Raw genomic sequence first — 19,944 nt, 5'->3', positions numbered from 1 at the left:
CTTAAATGCTTTGTTTCCTCGTCTTAACCTGAGGATCTTGTTTTGATCAATTTACAGGTTAAGTCCCTCTCCTGTTTGTAAGGAGAGGTTATACATGAGGTTATAAAAAATCAATTAACCAAATGGTTAAAACCTTAAATTTTTAATATCTGAAAAAATTAAATCGATAAAACTTTTTCGCCACGGGCAATACCAGATACACCTGAACGCACGACTTCTAAGATCGTGTTTTCAGCAAGTGCATCAATAAAACCGTCAATTTTCTCTGTTGTCCCTGCAATCTGAATCGTGTAAGTCGTTGGTGTTACATCAACCACCTGACCACGAAAGATGTCTGCTGTACGCTTAATTTCAGCACGCGCAGAACCAAGCGCTTTTACTTTAATCAGCATCAACTCACGTTCAATGTGTGCACCTTCTGACAAATCTACAACTTTCACAACTTCAACTAATTTGTTTAATTGCTTCGTGATTTGTTCAATTTTATGATCATCACCATAAGTCGTCAGCGTTAAACGTGACATGGTTGCATCTTCAGTTGGCGCAACGTTTAGCGTTTCAATGTTATAACCACGTTGAGAAAACAAACCAACTAAACGAGATAACGCACCAGCTTCGTTTTCAACGAGTACAGAAATTATATGTCTCATTCAGTGCGCTCCCCTTTGCCTAACCACATATCTTTCATCGATTGACCTGCAATCAACATTGGATAAACGTGTTCTGCACGATCTACCATAACGTTGATAAATACGCACTTATCATTTATTGCCATTGCTTCAGCAAGTTTTGACTCAAGTTCATCGGCATGATCAATTTGAATACCCACATGACCGTAAGCTTCCATCAATTTTGCAAAATCAGGCAATGAATCAATATAAGAACTTGAATGACGCCCTTCGTAATTCATATCTTGCCATTGTTTAACCATACCCAAAGCCTGGTTATTCAAACAAAGAATTTTGACATTCAAGTCATACTGTTTACAGGTAGACAACTCTTGGATACACATCTGAATTGATGCTTCACCTGTAATACAAACTACATCTTGCTCTGGGAATGCAAGTTTTGCTGCCATTGCGTATGGCAAACCTACACCCATTGTGCCCAAACCACCTGAATTGATCCATTGACGTGGACGTGTATAACGGTAGTAGTTCGCACCAAACATTTGATGTTGACCAACATCAGACGTAATGATCGCTTGGCTATTGGTGATTTTATCGAGCGCTTCAACCACTTGCTGTGGCTTCATTACCCCATTTTCACCCGCTTCATAACGTAAGCCGTGAACTTTGCGCCACTCATCAATTTGAGACCACCAAGCCGAAATATCTTCAGGGTTTGGCTTAGAAACATTGAGTTGTTTTAACTGGCTCAACATTTCCTGCAACACAGGCTCAACCGCGCCCACAATTGGAATGTGCGCCATAATGGTTTTTGAAATTGTTGCAGGATCAATATCAATGTGAATGACTTTTGCATTGGTACAGAACTTTGCAGGGTTATTGGTTACACGGTCATCGAAACGAGCACCAATTGCCAAAATAACATCTGCATTATGCATGGTCATATTAGCTTCATAGGTTCCGTGCATACCCAACATACCAATGAATTGAGGATCATTGCCCGGGAACGCACCCAAGCCCATCAATGTATTGGTTACAGGGTAATTTAATAAGTGTGCAAGCTCTGTCAATAATGCAGATGCATTGCCCTGAACCACACCGCCCCCCGTATAAATCACAGGACGTTTAGCATTCAATAACTCATCAATTGCTTTACGAATCTGACCAGAATGCCCACGATGTGGCGGCTGATAAGAGCGCATTTTTACTTTTTCAGGATATTCGTAAGCAAATTTATCAACAGGATTGGTCACATCTTTTGGAATATCAACAACCACAGGACCTGGACGACCTGAAGATGCAATATAAAATGCTTTTTTAATAATGCCTGGAATTTCACTTGCATGACGCACTTGGAAACTATGTTTTACGATTGGTCGAGATACGCCAACCATATCGGTTTCTTGGAATGCATCTTCGCCAATTAAATGTGACGGAACCTGACCTGATAAGATCACCATTGGAATGGAGTCCATGTAAGCAGTCGCAATTGGCGTTACAGTGTTGGTGGCACCTGGACCTGAGGTCACAAGGACAACGCCTGTTTTACCCGTTACACGCGAGTATGCATCTGCCATATGACCAGCAGCTTGCTCATGGCGTACAAGGTAATGATTGATTTTTTCTTGTCTAAATAGCGCATCATAAATATGTAAAACTGCGCCGCCTGGATACCCAAAAACATGTTCTACGCCTTCATCCGCTAAAGCGCGAACAAGCATGTCACCACCAGATAAAAGTTCCAACGTATTCACCCTAATCTTTATTCCACGACCTGTATGGGAGACATACAGCGTGCTTCATTGATTGACTTGTGTGCACTGTTATAGCACACATATTTCATAAGTTTTTGCTGCAATATAAAAAAATGTGACTGCACTGTCTTTTAAAAAGTTTGGTCAACCTAAAATACGCTGGGATAAGCATATTTAAGTAATATTCAATTTTTCGGCTTAGAAAAATTGGTACTGCAAGCGATGTATTTATTCAAAGGGTGGTCGAATAAAAACACATAAAACTGTTTAGGCATTTTTGTAGGTTCAGCGACCAAAGTCAAGGTTTCAAAGACGCTTTTCTGGATTATTTTCAGTCTAATATTTTAAGCAACACATAACTTTTTTTTATCAATTGTATTTTTTATCATTAATTTTATTATTAACTTTTGCACTAAAAAAAGAACTAGCCTTTTCATTTTCTAAAAATCGTATAAAATACAGACAGAAATAAAAATCTCATCACAACCCTTATTGTTGATGTATCCATCCATTTCTTCCGATAAAATAATCACAAAATATTTTTCTGCATATATAAGGTAATTCACATGCAAAAGCTTCAATGGTTCAAAACTTCTTTGCTCTCTGTTGCTTTGGTTTCAATCACAGCCTTCACCGCAACACAAAGCTTTGCCAAGCAATATTATAAATGGGTCGATGCAAATGGCTCTACCCACTACACCACTACACCACCACCAGCAAAAGCGAAAAAACACGGTAAAGTCGATACTTATGGTGCTTCACGTAGTTCTTCTAGTGCACCGGTACAAAATAATACAACATCACAGCCTCAAAATAATGCAACACAGAATAATACCGAACAAGCTCAGCATATTCCTGTTGCTCAATCTCAAAGTGCGCCTGTCGAAAATCGCCTAGATGCACCACAATAAAATTTTCAAATATTTCACATCATTTTAGCTGTATAAATTTCAGCGCAAAACTCACTTTTTAGTGCGTTTTGCGCTATGCTGTATTTCAAATTTTCTAACCGTTCTCTTATATTACGTATATGACTACTCACATTGACCCTGAATATCAAGCAAGTGCGATTGAACCGACTGTCCAACAGGACTGGGAAACTCGCAAATCATTCAAAGTTGCCGACATTGTAGAAGGCCCACGTCGTTATATTCTCTCGATGTTCCCTTACCCAAGTGGCAAACTGCATATGGGTCATGTGCGTAACTATACCATTGGTGATGTGATCAGCCGTTTCCACCGCCTCAAAGGTGAAACCGTACTACAACCGATGGGTTGGGATGCCTTTGGTCTACCCGCTGAAAATGCTGCAATTGCGCATCAAGTTGCGCCTGCAAAATGGACATTTGAAAACATCGCGTATATGCGAGACCAACTGAAAAAATTAGGTCTTGCTGTCGATTGGGATCGTGAATTTGCAACCTGTACGCCTGAATATTATCGTTGGGAACAATGGTTATTTGTTCAGCTTTATAAAAAAGGTTTAATTTACCGTAAACTTTCAACAGTAAACTGGGATCCTGTCGATCAAACTGTATTGGCGAATGAACAAGTTGAAAATGGTCGCGGTTGGCGTTCAGGTGCATTGGTTGAAAAACGTGATATTCCAATGTATTACTTCCGTATTACAGACTATGCACAAGAATTATTAGATGATTTAGATACGCTTAAAGACGGTTGGCCACAACAAGTATTGACCATGCAGCGTAACTGGATTGGTCGTTCACAAGGGATGGACATTACTTTTCCATCAGCAAACCCTGATGTTTATGCAGATGGTTTAACAGTATTTACCACACGTGCCGACACCTTAATGGGTGTAACGTATGTTGCAGTTGCAGCAGAACATCCAATAGCGCTTAAAGCTGCTGAAACAAATCCAACATTGGCTGCATTCATTGAAGAATGTCGTATGGGTTCAGTAGCAGAGGCTGATCTTGCCACTGCAGAAAAGAAAGGCATGGCAACAGGTTTATCTGTTAAGCATCCAGTCACAGGCGAAGAAGTTCCTGTTTGGATTGCAAACTACGTGTTGATGTCCTATGGCTCAGGCGCAGTGATGGCTGTTCCCGCACATGACGAACGCGATTTTGAGTTTGCCAATAAATTTGGTTTAAATATCCAACAAGTGATTGATGCTAAAGGTGCAGAAGATGCAGATTTTGATGCAAGCACTTGGCAAGAATGGTACGGTTCAAAAGAAGGTACATTGGTCAATTCAGGCGAATTTGATGGTCTAAATTTACAAGTGGCTTATGATGCCTTCCTTGCAAAATTAGCACCAACAGAGCTTGCGAATTCTAAAGTTCAATTCCGTTTACGTGACTGGGGTGTATCTCGTCAACGTTATTGGGGTTGTCCAATTCCAATGATCAACTGTACCAAGTGTGGTCAAGTACCTGTACCTGAAGACCAGCTTCCTGTGGTTTTACCAACCAATGTCGTTCCCGATGGCTCTGGTAATCCACTGAATAAAATGCCTGAGTTCTATGAAACGACATGTCCAACCTGTGGTGGCGAAGCTCGTCGTGAAACTGATACTTTAGATACTTTCGTAGAATCTTCTTGGTACTATGCGCGTTACGCATCACCTGAATTTACAGGCGGTATTGTTGATCCAGCTGCAGGTCAAACCTGGTTACCTGTAAATCAATATATCGGTGGTGTTGAACATGCCATTCTTCATTTACTATATGCACGCTTCTTCCATAAATTAATGCGTGATGAAGGTGTCGTACAAGGCAATGAACCATTCACCAATTTGTTAACCCAAGGTATGGTTCTTGCAGATACTTACTACCGTGAAGCAGATTCAGGTAAGAAAACATGGTTTAACCCTGCTGATATTGACCTTGAACGTGATGAAAAAGGTCGAATCATTTCTGCAAAATATCAAGGTGATGGCCAAGACGTTGTGGTTGGTGGTCAAGAGAAAATGTCGAAATCGAAAAATAACGGTATCGACCCACAATCTATTATTGACCAATACGGTGCAGATACTGCACGTGTATTTATGATGTTTGCTGCGCCACCTGATCAATCACTTGAATGGTCTGATGCTGGTGTTGAAGGCGCGAATCGCTTCTTAAAACGTGTATGGCGTTTAACGGCAGGCTTCCTTGAAAAAAGCAACAATGCATCTGCAATTGATACCACAAAATTATCAACAGAAGCGCAAGACTTACGCCGTAAAACCCATGAAACCATCCAAAAAGTGGGTGATGACATCGAACGTCGTCATGCATTTAACACAGCAATTGCAGCGATGATGGAATTGCTGAATGCAAATAATAAGTTTGAAACTAAAGATGATAATGATGTTGCTGTTGCTCGCGAATCAATCACCACGCTTTTAACTTTGCTTGCGCCATTTGCACCGCATTTAAGCCAAGTGTTATTGGCGAAGTTTGATATTGAGTTAACATCTGTTTTATTTCCTCAAGTGGATAAATCAGCTTTAACCCGTAATACGCAAACTATTGTGGTTCAGGTGAATGGTAAACTTCGTGGCAAATTAGAAGTTGCAGTTGATATTTCTAAAGATGATATTTTGGCACTTGCGAAAGCATTGCCTGAAGTTCAACAATTCTTGACAGGTCCAACCAAGAAAGAAATTGTTGTTCCAAACAAATTAGTCAATTTGGTGGTTTAATGCTTTTAAGCCTCCCTTTTTGAAGGTGAGAACATCGCTTCGCAAGGGAGAGTTTTAAATAAATGAATCCCCCGAAGTCCCCCTTTTGCAAAGGGGCACTTCCTCTCCAAAAATAAAAAGAGAGATTCTCCTCTCTTTTTTAAAAGGACTTGCGTAGCGATGCTACTCAGGAGGGATTTAAAACAAAACCCAAACAAAGCCCGTTGTCAGTCAACGGGCTTTGACTTTACAATCAAGATTCCAATTGGGAAGATATTCCCATCAATTTTTAGACAAGATGAACAGAGGACAAAACATGCACTTAGCACAACGTTTGGCAGCAATTGTTTTAACTTTAGGCTTAAGTGCGGGCTTAGTCGGCTGTGGCTTTCATTTAAAAGGGACAAACCCTCAAACAACACCTTTGGTCTATACTAAACTTGAATTGGCTTTGCCTAAAAATGCCAGCGACCTTGAGAAAAAACTCAGCGTTTATTTGGCTGCAAGTGGCGTACAGCTCAGCAATGCAAACGATGCTTACGTTTTACGTGTACTCAATTACACACCCTATCGCCATGAGCTCAACGGTACATTGGTTGAAACATTACTCCGCCTGAGTGTCACCTTCCAAATTGAAGATCGCCAAGGTAATCCAATTACAGAACCTCGTACATTAACGTCATCTCGTAGCTATCAATACAACATCAATACGGTCAATACCGACGATCAACAATATCATTATTTAAGTCAGATCATGGTTGATGATATTGCTCAACAAATTTCCCGCCAAATTTCGGCAAATCGCTTACCAAAAGCAAAAGTGAACGCAACGCTTCCAACTCAACAAGCTGTTCAATAATCGGTTGTACTCATTCTTATGAAATTCGATTATATTCAAGCACTCAAACGCACACATGAAGCCCGTGGTGCTTGGATTATGCACGGTCAAGAGCCTTTGCTTGAGCAAAACTTGATAGATGCTTTTCGCAAGAGTTGGAACATCCAAGAAGTTGAACGCCAACGCTTTGACATTAGTAGCGTAAGTGAGTGGAAAAATGTCTTTAATGCACTCAATAGTTTGTCACTATTTTCGCAAAATCTTGCGATTGAAGTTCATGGTAATATCAAACCTGATGCCAATGCGCTTAAACTTCTAAAACAATACATTCAGCATAATGAACATAATTTACTACTGATTATTATGCCGAAGCAGGATGCGAGTAGCCTAAAATCTGCATTCTTTCAAATGGTCGAAGCTAATGGTGTCGTGGTTCAACTGACTGCGAATTACCCTCAAGATCGTCAACGAATTTTAAGTATTGAAGCTGAAAAATTAGGCATTGAACTGAATCAGGATGCTTGGTCTTGGCTTGAACAACACCATGAACATAATTTATTGGCTGCTCGTAATAGCTTAATGCGTGTCGCAGATACCTTTCCTGAACAAAAACAGATTCAAATCGAACAGTTGTATGAATGTTTACAAGATCAATCTCGCTATACGACATTTGATTTAAGTGATGCCCTCATTGCAGGAAATTTAGCTCAATCTGCACGTATTTTTCAATTTTTAATATCTGCAGGTGAGCCCGCAAGTTTAGTTTTATGGACGATTAGTAAAGAAATGCGTCTTCTCATGCAACTTTTTGAGCAACCACAAAATGCACTACAACTTGGTATTTGGAAAACCAAAATTTCCAATTACCAACAAGCCTTAAGACGACTCAATCCACAGGCTTTTTTACATTGGCCACAACTTCTGTTACGCATTGATGCTGCCATTAAAGGGATGAGCAAAGAAAATCCTGAGCATTTAATTCTGCAAAGTATTACTGAACTTTGTGGTAAAACTCTATTCCGCTAAGTGATCATTTTCATGATGCCATTTAATAAAAACCCAAAACTCTTCAACACCCACATAGAAAAATAAGTCATTGTATTATAAATATATTTACAGAAATCTCAAATAAACATCTTAGGCTTAATATTTATGTCTATAGCATTAACACCTGATCAAATTCAACAGCTTAAAACACTATTTTCAAAGGCTGATAGTCTAATTTTTAGTGCTGGTGCAGGCATGGGAGTCGATTCAGGTCTACCTGATTTTCGGGGCAATCAAGGGATGTGGAAAGTCTACCCTGAACTTGGGCGAAAAAACTTTGATTTTACTCAAATTGCCAATCCTGCCGCATTTCGTTCTCAGCCTCACCTTGCTTGGGGCTTTTATGGACATCGCTTGGCTTTATACCGTAAAACCCAACCTCATCAAGGCTTTCAACTTCTAAAGCAACTCGCAGAGCAATTGAATATACCCTATTTTGTATTTACCTCTAATGTCGATGGTCAATTTCAAAAAGCGGGTTTTGATCCAAAATTCATTTATGAATGTCATGGTTCTATTCATCATATCCAATGCCTCAATGCATGTACCAATGAAGTTGAAACTTCCGACACGCTTAAACCTCAAATTAACTCAGATAGTTGTCAATGGCTTGGCAATCTTCCTAAATGTCTTGAATGTGGTGGCTTAATGCGTCCCAATATTCTCATGTTCAATGATGCAACATGGATTTCAACACAGTCAGATCAGCAAGATAAACGCTTAAAAAAGTGGTTAAATCAATACCGCTCACCTTTAGTCATTGAAATAGGCGCAGGCACCGCTATTCCGAGTGTTCGCATGTTTAGTGAACAGTTTTCACCTCATCTTCTTCGGATCAATCCACGTGAGGCAAAAGTGGCTAAAAATGGTGGAATGTCACTTCCATATACTGCACTCAATGCTATTTCATTGATTTTTAATGCACTCATCACCAATTAAAAGTAAATAATTCTCATTTAAGTTTCAAAAAATCCACGCTTTATCCTTATTTCATCTCTATAATTTGTCCATCTTTCAGTTTGCCTAGACTTGCAACTATGCCAAAAATAAAACCGTCAAAAATCATTGTCATTGTATTGGGCATTGCCCTACTTATTGGACTCACATGGGCATATTTCAAACCAAAAAATACCCAACCACAGTACATCAGCACTGAGGTCACACGGGGTGATATTGAAGATTCAGTCCTTGCAACAGGTGATCTTGAAGCGACTAAAATGGTCAGTGTGGGTGCGCAGGTATCGGGTCAGGTCAAACGCATGTATGTAAAATTGGGTGATCAAGTCAAACAAGGGCAATTGATTGCACAAATTGACTCTGTACGTCAGACCAATGATCTTAAAACAGCTGAAGCAAGTATTAAAAATCAACAAGCACAACTTGCAACCAAACAAGCGAACTTGACCAAAGTCGAAGCGGAATATAACCGTCAAAATACGATGTATGCACAAGATGCGACATCAAAAGCAGAACTTGAATCTGCTTTGGCAAGTTTTAAAACGGCACAAGCCGATATTGCTGCGGTCAATGCACAAATTGAGCAATCTCGCCTCACCCTTGCAACAGCAAAAGAAGATTTAGGTTATACGCAAATTCTTGCACCTATTGATGGTACGGTTGTTGCGATTGTGACTGAAGAAGGTCAAACGGTAAATGCGAATCAAAGTGCGCCAACCATTGTTAAACTTGCAAAACTCGACACTATGACCATTAAGGCTCAAATTTCTGAAGCCGATGTTATGAAAGTTCAAGAAGGTCAAACGGTTTATTTCACCACATTGGGTGATAGCGAGAAAAAACGCTATGCAACTTTACGTCAAGTCGAGCCTGCACCAGATTCAATCAATACAGAAACAAGTAATAATTCAACATCTACGTCAAGTACAGCAATTTATTATAATGCCCTATTTGATGTTCCAAATGATGATGGCAAATTGCGTATTGATATGACTGCACAGGTTTATATCATTTTAAATGAAGCAAAAAATACCCTTACTGTACCTTCAGCGGCACTTCAAGTATCAAACCGTTCAAAGCGAGCAAGCAGTAAAGATGCTTCATCAGCAGATCTGAAATCAGGTCAAAATACAAATACCACGGGTACAAATAAAGACAGTAAAAATAGCCCACAAGGCGAACGTCCTGAACGCCTAGAACTCACAGCAGATGAAAAAGCACTTATTGAACAAGGCAAAGCTTCTGTTGCAACAGTTCGTGTCTTACAAGCTGATGGTTCAGTAAAACGTAAACAAGTTTTAATTGGACTAAACAACCGAGTCACGGCACAAGTTTTACGTGGCTTAAATGAAGGCGACAATGTTGTTATTGCTGATGGTTCTGATACGTCTAACGATTCAGCAAAACGTAGCAATAAAAACAGCGGCCCAATGAGATTATAAGCATGGATCAGAACAACAATCAGAAGAAACAACCTCTGCTTGAGGTTCGTGATCTGATTCGTGAATTCCCTGCGGGTGAGTCCACCATTCAGATTCTAAAGCGTATTAATTTAGAGATTTTTGCAGGAGAATTGGTTGCCATTGTTGGGCAATCAGGTTCAGGTAAATCGACCCTAATGAACATTCTCGGTTGCTTAGATAAACCGACATCGGGTAGTTATAAAGTCAGTGGGCGTGAAACAGGACAACTTGAACCCGATGAGTTGGCACAACTGCGCCGAGAATATTTTGGTTTTATTTTCCAACGCTATCATTTACTTGGTGATTTAAATGCAGCGGGAAATGTCGAAGTGCCTGCCATTTATGCAGGGCTTGATCCTGAAGAACGTCAAAAACGTTCACATGAACTTTTGAGTGAACTGGGACTTAGTGACAAAACTCAAAACCGTCCAAGTCAATTGTCGGGGGGGCAACAGCAACGTGTTTCCATTGCCCGTGCGCTGATGAATGGCGGTGATGTAATTCTTGCCGATGAGCCTACTGGTGCCTTGGACAAAAACAGTGGTGTTGAAGTCATGCGTATTTTGCGTGAATTGAATGCCAAAGGACACACCATCATTCTTGTCACACATGATATGAATGTGGCAAAAAATGCAACCCGTATTATTGAGATTAGTGATGGAAATATTATTTCCGATCAACCTAATGTACCTGAAGTTCAGGTTGCAGAAGATCACAGCTTTGATGCGAATATCAATAAAGTACAGAAAAAATCATCGACTTTTCGTGCCACTTTAGACCGCTTTAGTGAAGCCTTTAATATGGCATTGTTAGCGATGAATGCACATCGTATGCGTACATTTTTGACTATGCTTGGGATCATTATTGGTATTGCTTCTGTGGTTTCTGTAGTTGCACTGGGTAATGGTTCACAAAAACAAATTTTAGAAAATATTAGCAGTTTAGGCACCAATACCATCACTGTGTATCAAGGGCGAGGTTTTGGCGATAACTCCAAAACAGCACAAGTCAAAACCCTTATTCCAGCAGATGCAGAGGCACTTTCAGAACAACCTTATGTCGATGGTGTTAGTCCATCGGTCAGCTCAAGTGTCACAGGACGTTTTAAAGACACAGAAGCCTCCATTAGTGTCAATGGTGTAGGCGAGGACTTCTTTTACGTCAAAGGACTCACCTTCCAATCTGGACAAGCCTTTGACAAACAAAGCGTAACTGAACGTGCGCAAGATGTTGTCATTGATTCCAATACCAAAAATACATTCTTTGCTGATGGTACAAATCCTGTTGGACAGGTCATTTTATTGGGTAATTTACCAAGTCGAATTATTGGTGTGACCGATGCACAAAAGAGCATGATGGGGAATTCTGACAGTTTGAATGTGTATTTACCTTATTCTACTGTGATGAGCCGTATGCTCGGGCAGTCTAACGTCCGCAATATTATTGTTCGAGTAAAAGATGAATACCCAAGTGCGATTGCTGAAAATGCCATTCTTACTTTACTTGAGCAACGTCATGGCGCACAAGATGTCTTTACGCAAAACTCCGACAGTATTCGTGAAACCATTGAGCAAACCACTCAAACTATGACCCTGCTTGTGTCTGCTATTGCTGTGATCTCGCTCATTGTGGGTGGTATTGGTGTCATGAACATTATGTTGGTATCAGTGACCGAACGCACGCAGGAAATTGGTGTACGAATGGCTGTAGGTGCACGTCAAAGTGACATTCTGCAACAATTCCTCATCGAAGCGATTTTGGTTTGTATTTTGGGCGGTATTTTAGGTGTGTTGTTATCGCTCGGTATTGGGCAGGTGATTGGACACTTTGCCAAAGGTACATTCCAAATGGCGTATTCGACAACGTCCATTATCGCAGCCTTTGTTTGTTCAACCATTATTGGTGTAGTGTTTGGATTTATTCCCGCACGTAATGCCGCACAGCTCGATCCTGTCGATGCACTGTCTAGAGAATAAGGACTCCATTTATGCAAATGAATATGACAAAACTTGCAGCCGCCTTAGTTCTAGGAAGCTCACTCATTGGGTGTGCGGCTGTGGTGAAAACACCGTATCAAGCCCCTGCCGTACAAATTCCTGAAGGTTTTGCTTATAACAAAGCCAATCAAGCACAACTGCATACCGATGTATATGCAGACCAATGGTGGACGCTATTTGGTGATCAGCAACTCAATACCCTAGTCAATCAAGTCTTAACGCAAAATACCGATTTAGCCGTTGCAGGCATCCAGTTACAACAAGCACGTTTACGTGCAGGCTTGGCAGCAAATCAGCAAGGTATTCGGGTCAACTCTGGTGTTTCTACAGGACATCGCTTTGATTTAAATTCAGGCGATGACACATCATCTGGACTTTCACTCAGTGCAGGCGTGAGTTATGAAGTTGATTTATTTGGTAAACTTGCACGTCAAACTGAAGTAAGTCGTTGGGAAGCTTTAGCGACTGAGCAAGATTTACAAGCGACAGGTCAAAGTCTGATTGCTACAACTGCCAATTTATACTGGCAATTAGGTTATTTAAATGAACGCTATAATACTGTTCAGCAAAATTTAGCATCAACGCAAAAAACCTATGAATTAGTACGCTCACAATATAAAGCAGGCGCAGTTTCAGGCTTAGATTTAACCCAAGCAGAACAGGCTGTACAAAGCCAAAAAGCAAGCTTGAGCCAAATTGATCAGCAACGTGTTGAAACGCGTACAGCGTTGGCTGTGCTACTGCAAATACCTGTACAACAGCTCAATATTCAAGAACCAAAACAACTGCCACGTATTAGTCTACCTAAAGTATCTGCTGGTTTGCCTGCTGAATTACTCTCACGTCGCCCCGATTTAAAAGCGGCTGAGTTACGTTTACGTGAAGCTTTGGCATCTAAAGATGCGACCAAAGCAAGCTACTATCCTTCAATAAGTTTAACGGGAAATTTAGGTTCAAGCAGTACCTCACTGACACAGCTTTTACAAAATCCCGCGCTGTCTTTGGGTGCAAATTTAAGTCTGCCTTTTCTTCAATATAACGATATGAAAAAGGACTTAAAAATAAGTGAATTGGACTATGAAAAAACCATTATTCAATATCGCCAAACCTTATATCAAGCTTTTGCTGATACTGAAAATGCATTGTCTAATCGTAGCGAGCTAGACAAACAAGTGGCTTTACAGCAACGTAATTTAGAACTTGCAGATAAAACTGAACGTCTGACCCAAGTACGTTATAAGAATGGTGCAATTGCGTTAAAAAATCTTTTGGATGCACAAGAAACTACACGTAATGCACGCCTGACCTTAGTACAGACCAAACAAAGCCAATACAATGCTTATGTGACACTAATGCAAGCTTTGGGTGGAAGTCCAATAAAACAACTCCCGTTAGTTGAATAGTTTTATTGTTTAAGCTTGTTATTTTCTATTAAAAATAAAAAAGAGCTTCAATTGAAGCTCTTTTTTATTTACAAAATTTCTATGCCTATATTTACGATAAATTAAGCTTCTGGCTTTTCTTCAGCAATTTTCACACGAATACCATGACCATGTAAGCGTAAAGTATTTAAACCTTTCACTGCTTTAACACCTTCACGTGCATTTGGCATATCAACAAAAGCAAAACCTTTCGACTTACCTGTTGCTGCATCCATAATCAAATCACATGCGGCTACAGTGCCGTATTGTTTAAACAATTCAAGCAGTTCTGCTTCAGTTACAGTACGCTGTAAACTACGAACTAAAATTTTCATCTCACAACCTTCAATCTAAAATAGGCAAAAAACATCAAAAAGCACTCGCCTACACTACTTTTTGAATGAAAACGGGATTGCTATAGTTTAATCGAGATCAATGCCAAAATCTAAATTAATCGCCTGTCGTTCGAGTAAAGCACTTTTAACGGTTTGTTGACGCTGTTTATAATGTGTTTCCGTGGTACATAAATGACGTGTTAGATCATTGAGAAAATAGCTTTCAACCTTACGACCTTGCTCATCAACTTGACTACTTGCCCACATATTTAAATTTTGTTTGGTCAATATTAGCTCATTCTTCGCACGTGTCATCGCCACATAAAGCACACGGCGTTCTTCTTCAACTTCATCAAAATTTCCTTGCGCTCGAGCATGAGGGTACTGTCCTGCAGACACATTTGCCACATAACAGACTTTTTGCTCTGTACCTTTTGCTGAGTGGATGGTAATAAGTGTGACTACATCATCTTGCGATTGACGTTCAATTTCTGAAATGGACACAGGATCTAAAACATATTCTTCTAAAAACTCACTGAGCTGAGAATGTTTAGATGCAAGTTGTTTGACGAGATCAAAATCACCTATACGCTTGTTCCAATCTTTCTTAGCATAATTTTCTTCAAGCTGGTTAAGAATCGCTTCCACACCCAATTTTACGCAAGCTTCCACTTCCGTTTTGAGTACATTCATTTGTTTCATAATCAGCAATGTACTTTCAGGAATGCGCCCAAATTTTTCGAGTTTTTCAGTAATTTTATCGAAATCGGGCTCAGCTAGTAATTGTTGAGCAAGTTTACTTGCACTCACATCGCCCACACCATTCCACAGCGTCAGAAAACGCATCCACGCAATGTCATCGAGCGGATTGGCAATCACACGTAATAAGCTGAGTAAATCCTTCACATGCGCTGTTTCAAGTAGTTTCATGCCACCAATAAAACGATACGGCACATTCGCTTGAATAAATGCAGCTTCAATATGTCGTGCAGCAAAGGCCGAACGCACCAAAACCATATGATTGTTCCAAGCAGAACCTTCAAGCAAATGACGCTCTTTAATGTCAATGGCAATCCATTTGGCTTCATCAAATTCATTCGGAAATACGTGCATACGAGGTTTAATGCCGTCACCGCGATAAGCCTCAAGTTTTTTATCATAATCAATTGAGCTTTGATCCAACAACCAATTGGAAAAATCTAAAATTTCTTGGGTTGAACGATAATTTTTTTCGAGTTTGAAAATTTCAGCATCAGGTACACGATCTTTAAAATGGTGAATGTTTTCAAAATCTGCACCACGAAAACCGTAAATCGACTGTGCATCATCACCGACACAGAACAATGAAGTTTTGTCTTTTAAAGGTTCTAAAATTGCCCATTGCAAAGGGTTTGTATCCTGCATTTCATCGACAAGTATGTGATGACAAAGTGATGCAACATAGTCAGTTAGACCTTCCGATTGCGCTAAACCTGAAGCCACCACAGCCAAAATATCGTCATAATCTAAAAAATAACGTGCCTGTTTCCGAGCTTCGTACTCTTTCATTACTTCGGCAATTTGATCTTTATATTCTAAAAATTCAGGCATCTGCTTTTCTAAAGCAAGGCTGAGTTTTTGACGAGTATTTCGTGCAAATGAATACAGATCACAGAGTTCTTTCGGCTTTGGTAAGGCATTTGGATTCTTTTTATCGTCTTTGCCACGAATCAGGCGAAACAACATGAGCTGATCATCACGATCAATAATTGAAAATTGATCTAAGCCAAATGCTTTTGGTACACGGCGCAACAAATACATGCAGAATGTATGGAATGTTGATGCACGTAAGCCTTTAGCATCATCACCCAAAGCAAGTTCAACACGAGCGACTATTTCACTTGCTGAACGACGAGTAAAAGTGAGAATTTGGATTTGATTGGCAGGCACGCCTTGATCAATCAGATAGGCTGCTCGTGCCACGATGGTTTTGGTTTTACCACAACCTGCCCCTGCAAGGACTAGACTGTGCTTAGTTTCAGTCATAGCAGCTTGTTTTTGTTGAGGGTTTAATTCGTTAATCAGGTTGGCTAAACTCATGGGTACTCATCACATTGTGGATGATGCTAGTTTAACAGAGCTATAGGTAAATGAGGCGGTTTCTACTTTAAGATGATGTCATCTTAACATAAGCTATAATTTCACTTATAAACTCGAATTGTATGGCGATCAATTACTTGATAATTCAAGCCCAATTTCTTCGTTGTTACATCAAGATATACGAGAAAATTTTGGTCTCGTAAATTAATAGGAAAGCTTTTTTTCGTATCTATATTTTTATCAAAAATGACTTTTATCCCTTTTTCATGTTGGATGAGATATGCCACAGTACCGATTGAATTATCTTCGAATCGGAAAGAGGTTTTCTTCCCTTGTTGTAAATAATTTTTGACTTCATTTGTCATATCAGATTGAGCAAAACCAAAATTTTGAATACTCAACATTAAAATACCAACCATTATTTTTTTCATTTTTGATCTCTATATTATTTCAATACCTTAACCACATTAACACAACAGCGTTCCAAATTTTTTTCACCATTTTTTAATGCCGTTTGCAAATCACATGCACCATCTACTATGCCGAAAATTGCAGTAAATCCCTCATCATATAATTCCTCAATACCTTTCCCCACATATCCTGCAAAGGCAATCACAGGTTTATTGAATCGCTTCGCTACTTGTGCCACACCAAATGGTGTTTTACCAAACTTCGTTTGAAAGTCAATTCCCCCCTCACCTGTAAATACATAATCTGCCTGGGCAATTTTTTCACTTAACCCTGTTTCTTCAATCACAATTTCCACACCTGAGCGAATCTTTGCCCCTGCAAAAGCCATTAAACCAAAACCCAACCCACCTGCTGCGCCCGTACCTTGAACATGGGCAATATCAAGATTTAATTGCTGTTTAACCAAGTTAGCAAAATGGCTGAGATTTTGATCTAAAACATCTACCATTTCAGATGTTGCACCTTTTTGTGGAGCAAATACATGAGATGCGCCATTTTCACCACATAAAGGATTATTTACATCACTGGCAATAACAATTTCAGTCGATTTCAAACGTGGATCAAGTTGTGAAAGATCAATGCTTTGAATTTGATCCAGTTGACCACCACCCACTTGAACAGCCTGACCATTTTCATCCAAAAATTTTACACCTAACGCCTGTGCCATGCCTGCACCTGCATCATTAGTCACACTGCCACCTAAACCAATAATGATTTTGGATACACCTAATTCTAAAGCCACTTTAATTATTTCCCCTGTACCTAAAGTCGATGTCAGTAACGGATTTCGCTGTGATGATTCAATCAGGTGAATACCATTTGCTAACGCCATTTCAATCACAGCGGTTTGATCATTTTCAATTAAGCCAAAATAACTTTGCACTTTTTGCTGAATAAATGGACCTGAAACATCTAGCTCAACTTTTCGACCATTTCTGGCAGCAACTAAGGCATCTACCGTTCCCTCACCGCCGTCTGCCATAGGTACATAAATAAATTGTGCATCGGGTAGAGCTTTTACAATGCCTCGTTGCATAGCAGCACAAGCTTGCTCAGCCGTCATACTTTCTTTAAATGAATCAGGTGCTAGGAGAAAAGTTTTCATAATTTGTGAATATTTGATGTTTCAAATATTATTAACACAAATCTAAGCTTAGATAAATTTTCATTCATAAACGATAACTACAAAATAAAAATGCCTGATTAAATCATCAGGCATTTCTTTAAATCAATAATATTTAACATTTAATAACTTGCGGGAGGAATCCGTTTAATTGCTGCAGCAAAAGTGAGATAATTCACGCCTTGAAATAAGATATCAACAGCTAAAAATAAACCTAGCACCCAAAATGGCGCATCTGGTGAAGCTAAAATCATAATACCTGTAATGAGTGTGAGTAAGCCCGAAAATAATGTCCACCCCCAACCTGACATTGGTTTAAGTATAAATGCATTAAATATTCGAATAAAACCAGCAATTAACAATGCAACCGCCAATAAATTTGTGAGTACTATGGCTGTAGTGATTGGTGATTTAAATGCGTAATATCCAGCCACAAGATACAAAATACCAAATAGCGCCCATAACCATCGAAAACCGCCATCAAAGATTTTAAATGCAGCAATAAGATGAAGTACACCGCCGATCATCATCAATACACCAAATAGTGTAACAACTGTGAGTGTTGCCATACCTAAAGATGCCAATAAAACTAAACCAAAGATGACGAGCAATGCCCCCAATAACAAATACCATTTACGATTTTCATGTAATTGATGACGAACAAGATCATTTCCCACAGTTTTCATCTGACGTACTCCTCTGTTCTATATTCATTTTTTAATTGAAGTTTTATTGTTAGCTCAAATATTTCCAACTGTCTGTTTCATTTTGTCGATTACTTTTAACTATTGAGCTGAAATATTTTCTATGATTTATGATCATTGTGGATAAAACAATATTTATCCACATTATAACTTCTTAAGTTTTCAACAAATACTTATCACTATTTCATCCAACCTATTTCCTGTGCCGTTGTTGGACTCATCATCGTATCTTGTAAGCTTTTAGGCGTCACACTTTTATTTTCAGATAACGGAATATAACCGCCCATGATTTCCGCCATACTTTGTGGATACAAAGGTTTACGATCAGGCTCTGCATATCCCAAAGGATAAATTGGCTGTCCACTTAGCATGTCATATTTATCTGTTGCACCAAAGGCATGCAATAACTCATGTGTCGCAACCACTTGATTCGAGCCACGATATTTTTCGGATGCAAATAAATTGACTGTACCAATGCGACCACGTTGTAATGCCACAGAATGCTTAAGTACATTGGTTTTTTGCGGATTATAAAAATTTAAATAAAGTGTTACATCGGGAGAACCATCTGCACTTTGATGCTGTTTCCAAGCATAATAACGGAATTTTAAACTCCATAAAATATTATCCAACATACTGTTCGATACTGGTACTTTCGGAGGAAGTTCCGTCAATGTTCGCCCCAATTGAAAGTCAAAAAAGATAGCTTGCCCACGGAACTGTCTAGAATTTTCAGCTAGGAAATGCTGTGTTTGATCTAGGTTTTCAATGGAAATTTGCTCAATATATTTTGCCGTTACTGGATCCCCATCAGCATTGATAGGATGTAGCAATACAATCACTGATTTGTTCCAATCTTGATTCATATCTTGCCAAGTACTAAATGCTGCCCATGCTAAAATCAGCAGTAATATCGAAACTCGAATTTTTTTCCACACTTCAATATACTCCTTGATTCTATCTTTTCATTATGCTGAATAATCTTTCAGTTTTATTTAATTTTTAGGAGTAATGATGGCTTTTGTAGTACGAAATTTTCCCAAATAAAATCATACAACTTTCTCTGATTTGAAAATACTGCTAATTTTTTTGCTTTTTGTATACTACACCACTGATATTCTGTATGTTCATGATTCAATTCAATGCTCTGATTCGGCTCACAATAGCCAACAAAGACAGGGATCATTTCAATCACATTTAAGCTCGGTTCATAAAACTGTTCAATAAAATCTGCACTAAATAATTGCTGAACATGAGTGCCCGTTTCTTCTAGAATTTCACGTAATATAGCTTGACTCGCAGTTTCGTTAGGCTCAACTTTACCTGCAACATGACACCAAAAATTACCCTTAACACGGTTCATTAGCAAAATTTTGAGTTCACCTTCTATTTCTGATAATAGAACGGCTGAAACGACGACTGAACGAATTGGAATCATAAGTAAGTGACTTCACTTTATTCAATTATATATTTCACATCATATAAAAAATGCCCA

Annotated in this window: 17 protein-coding genes; 8 read left to right on the top strand and 9 right to left on the bottom strand. The window is 39.2% G+C overall.

Going from position 1 to position 19,944, the window contains the following annotated elements:
• Window positions 1-158 precede the first annotated feature (158 nt).
• Entirely contained in the window at window positions 159-650 is a 492-nt protein-coding gene (gene ilvN, locus FW754_RS01515) for an acetolactate synthase small subunit (protein ID WP_409510792.1), read from the bottom strand.
• Window positions 647-2,374, bottom strand: coding sequence for an acetolactate synthase 3 large subunit (locus FW754_RS01510; protein ID WP_409510791.1), 1,728 nt, complete (start codon window positions 2,372-2,374; stop codon window positions 647-649). Before FW754_RS01510 ends, ilvN begins: the two co-directional genes overlap by 4 nt.
• 575 nt (window positions 2,375-2,949) lie before the next feature.
• On the opposite strand from FW754_RS01510, the gene FW754_RS01505 reads away from it, so the two are divergent.
• The 8 genes from FW754_RS01505 (at window position 2,950) to FW754_RS01470 (ending at window position 13,719) form a co-directional block, all read left to right on the top strand.
• A complete protein-coding gene (locus FW754_RS01505) occupies window positions 2,950-3,294 on the top strand; it encodes a DUF4124 domain-containing protein (RefSeq protein ID WP_409510790.1) in 345 nt (114 codons plus the stop codon).
• A gap of 119 nt (window positions 3,295-3,413) precedes the next feature.
• A complete protein-coding gene (leuS, locus tag FW754_RS01500; RefSeq protein WP_446323634.1) occupies window positions 3,414-6,035 on the top strand; it encodes a leucine--tRNA ligase in 2,622 nt (873 codons plus the stop codon).
• 295 nt (window positions 6,036-6,330) lie between these two features.
• The gene (locus FW754_RS01495) at window positions 6,331-6,873 is read left to right on the top strand and encodes an LPS-assembly lipoprotein LptE (protein WP_409510788.1); all 543 of its coding nucleotides are present in this window, start codon (window positions 6,331-6,333) and stop codon (window positions 6,871-6,873) included.
• Window positions 6,874-6,891: 18 nt separating this feature from the next.
• Complete coding sequence (gene holA, locus FW754_RS01490) at window positions 6,892-7,878, top strand: DNA polymerase III subunit delta (RefSeq protein WP_446323633.1); 987 nt, start codon at window positions 6,892-6,894, stop codon at window positions 7,876-7,878.
• Between the two features lie 126 nt (window positions 7,879-8,004).
• Entirely contained in the window at window positions 8,005-8,838 is an 834-nt protein-coding gene (locus tag FW754_RS01485) for an SIR2 family NAD-dependent protein deacylase (protein WP_446323632.1), read from the top strand.
• 98 nt (window positions 8,839-8,936) lie between these two features.
• Window positions 8,937-10,298 carry a MacA family efflux pump subunit gene (locus FW754_RS01480; RefSeq protein ID WP_409510785.1) on the top strand — a complete coding sequence of 454 codons (1,362 nt, stop codon included), beginning with the start codon at window positions 8,937-8,939 and terminating at the stop codon, window positions 10,296-10,298.
• A gap of 2 nt (window positions 10,299-10,300) precedes the next feature.
• Window positions 10,301-12,295 carry a MacB family efflux pump subunit gene (locus FW754_RS01475; RefSeq protein WP_409510784.1) on the top strand — a complete coding sequence of 665 codons (1,995 nt, stop codon included), beginning with the start codon at window positions 10,301-10,303 and terminating at the stop codon, window positions 12,293-12,295.
• 23 nt (window positions 12,296-12,318) lie between these two features.
• Window positions 12,319-13,719: an efflux transporter outer membrane subunit gene (locus FW754_RS01470; protein ID WP_409510927.1), complete on the top strand. Its 1,401-nt coding sequence runs from the start codon at window positions 12,319-12,321 to the stop codon at window positions 13,717-13,719.
• Window positions 13,720-13,820: 101 nt separating this feature from the next.
• On the opposite strand, the gene FW754_RS01465 is transcribed toward FW754_RS01470, so the two are convergent.
• The 7 genes from FW754_RS01465 to FW754_RS01435 form a co-directional block, all read right to left on the bottom strand.
• Window positions 13,821-14,072, bottom strand: a complete 252-nt coding sequence (locus FW754_RS01465; RefSeq protein WP_409510783.1) for an RNA recognition motif domain-containing protein — start codon at window positions 14,070-14,072, stop codon at window positions 13,821-13,823.
• A gap of 87 nt (window positions 14,073-14,159) precedes the next feature.
• On the bottom strand, window positions 14,160-16,151 hold the full coding sequence (locus tag FW754_RS01460) for an ATP-dependent helicase (RefSeq protein ID WP_419346320.1): 1,992 nt from the start codon (window positions 16,149-16,151) through the stop codon (window positions 14,160-14,162).
• A 101-nt stretch (window positions 16,152-16,252) separates the two neighbouring features.
• Window positions 16,253-16,582, bottom strand: a complete 330-nt coding sequence (locus FW754_RS01455; RefSeq protein ID WP_419346319.1) for a hypothetical protein — start codon at window positions 16,580-16,582, stop codon at window positions 16,253-16,255.
• Between the two features lie 14 nt (window positions 16,583-16,596).
• Window positions 16,597-17,730 (bottom strand): glycerate kinase family protein, encoded by a 1,134-nt coding sequence (locus FW754_RS01450; protein ID WP_446323699.1) that lies wholly within the window; start codon window positions 17,728-17,730, stop codon window positions 16,597-16,599.
• A 137-nt stretch (window positions 17,731-17,867) separates the two neighbouring features.
• Window positions 17,868-18,431 carry an HdeD family acid-resistance protein gene (locus tag FW754_RS01445; RefSeq protein WP_409510780.1) on the bottom strand — a complete coding sequence of 188 codons (564 nt, stop codon included), beginning with the start codon at window positions 18,429-18,431 and terminating at the stop codon, window positions 17,868-17,870.
• 197 nt (window positions 18,432-18,628) lie between these two features.
• Entirely contained in the window at window positions 18,629-19,387 is a 759-nt protein-coding gene (locus FW754_RS01440; RefSeq protein ID WP_409510779.1) for a hypothetical protein, read from the bottom strand.
• A gap of 53 nt (window positions 19,388-19,440) precedes the next feature.
• Window positions 19,441-19,887 carry an NUDIX hydrolase gene (locus tag FW754_RS01435; RefSeq protein WP_409510778.1) on the bottom strand — a complete coding sequence of 149 codons (447 nt, stop codon included), beginning with the start codon at window positions 19,885-19,887 and terminating at the stop codon, window positions 19,441-19,443.
• Between the last annotated feature and the right edge of the window lie 57 nt (window positions 19,888-19,944).

This window comes from Acinetobacter sp. 1207_04, from assembly GCF_052850415.1.
This window is presented reverse-complemented; position numbering and strand designations above follow the sequence as displayed.

What these genes read in the sequence shown, in the direction of transcription:
- FW754_RS01460 (WP_419346320.1), bottom strand. Translation starts at nt 16,151, where the DNA reads ATGAGTTTAGCCAACCTGATTAACGAATTAAACCCTCAACAAAAACAA.
- holA (WP_446323633.1), top strand. Translation starts at nt 6,892, where the DNA reads ATGAAATTCGATTATATTCAAGCACTCAAACGCACACATGAAGCCCGT.
- ilvN (WP_409510792.1), bottom strand. Translation starts at nt 650, where the DNA reads ATGAGACATATAATTTCTGTACTCGTTGAAAACGAAGCTGGTGCGTTA.
- FW754_RS01445 (WP_409510780.1), bottom strand. Translation starts at nt 18,431, where the DNA reads ATGAAAACTGTGGGAAATGATCTTGTTCGTCATCAATTACATGAAAAT.
- FW754_RS01505 (WP_409510790.1), top strand. Translation starts at nt 2,950, where the DNA reads ATGCAAAAGCTTCAATGGTTCAAAACTTCTTTGCTCTCTGTTGCTTTG.
- FW754_RS01485 (WP_446323632.1), top strand. Translation starts at nt 8,005, where the DNA reads ATGTCTATAGCATTAACACCTGATCAAATTCAACAGCTTAAAACACTA.
- leuS (WP_446323634.1), top strand. Translation starts at nt 3,414, where the DNA reads ATGACTACTCACATTGACCCTGAATATCAAGCAAGTGCGATTGAACCG.
- FW754_RS01495 (WP_409510788.1), top strand. Translation starts at nt 6,331, where the DNA reads ATGCACTTAGCACAACGTTTGGCAGCAATTGTTTTAACTTTAGGCTTA.
- FW754_RS01465 (WP_409510783.1), bottom strand. Translation starts at nt 14,072, where the DNA reads ATGAAAATTTTAGTTCGTAGTTTACAGCGTACTGTAACTGAAGCAGAA.
- FW754_RS01480 (WP_409510785.1), top strand. Translation starts at nt 8,937, where the DNA reads ATGCCAAAAATAAAACCGTCAAAAATCATTGTCATTGTATTGGGCATT.
- FW754_RS01470 (WP_409510927.1), top strand. Translation starts at nt 12,319, where the DNA reads ATGACAAAACTTGCAGCCGCCTTAGTTCTAGGAAGCTCACTCATTGGG.
- FW754_RS01475 (WP_409510784.1), top strand. Translation starts at nt 10,301, where the DNA reads ATGGATCAGAACAACAATCAGAAGAAACAACCTCTGCTTGAGGTTCGT.
- FW754_RS01435 (WP_409510778.1), bottom strand. Translation starts at nt 19,887, where the DNA reads ATGATTCCAATTCGTTCAGTCGTCGTTTCAGCCGTTCTATTATCAGAA.
- FW754_RS01455 (WP_419346319.1), bottom strand. Translation starts at nt 16,582, where the DNA reads ATGAAAAAAATAATGGTTGGTATTTTAATGTTGAGTATTCAAAATTTT.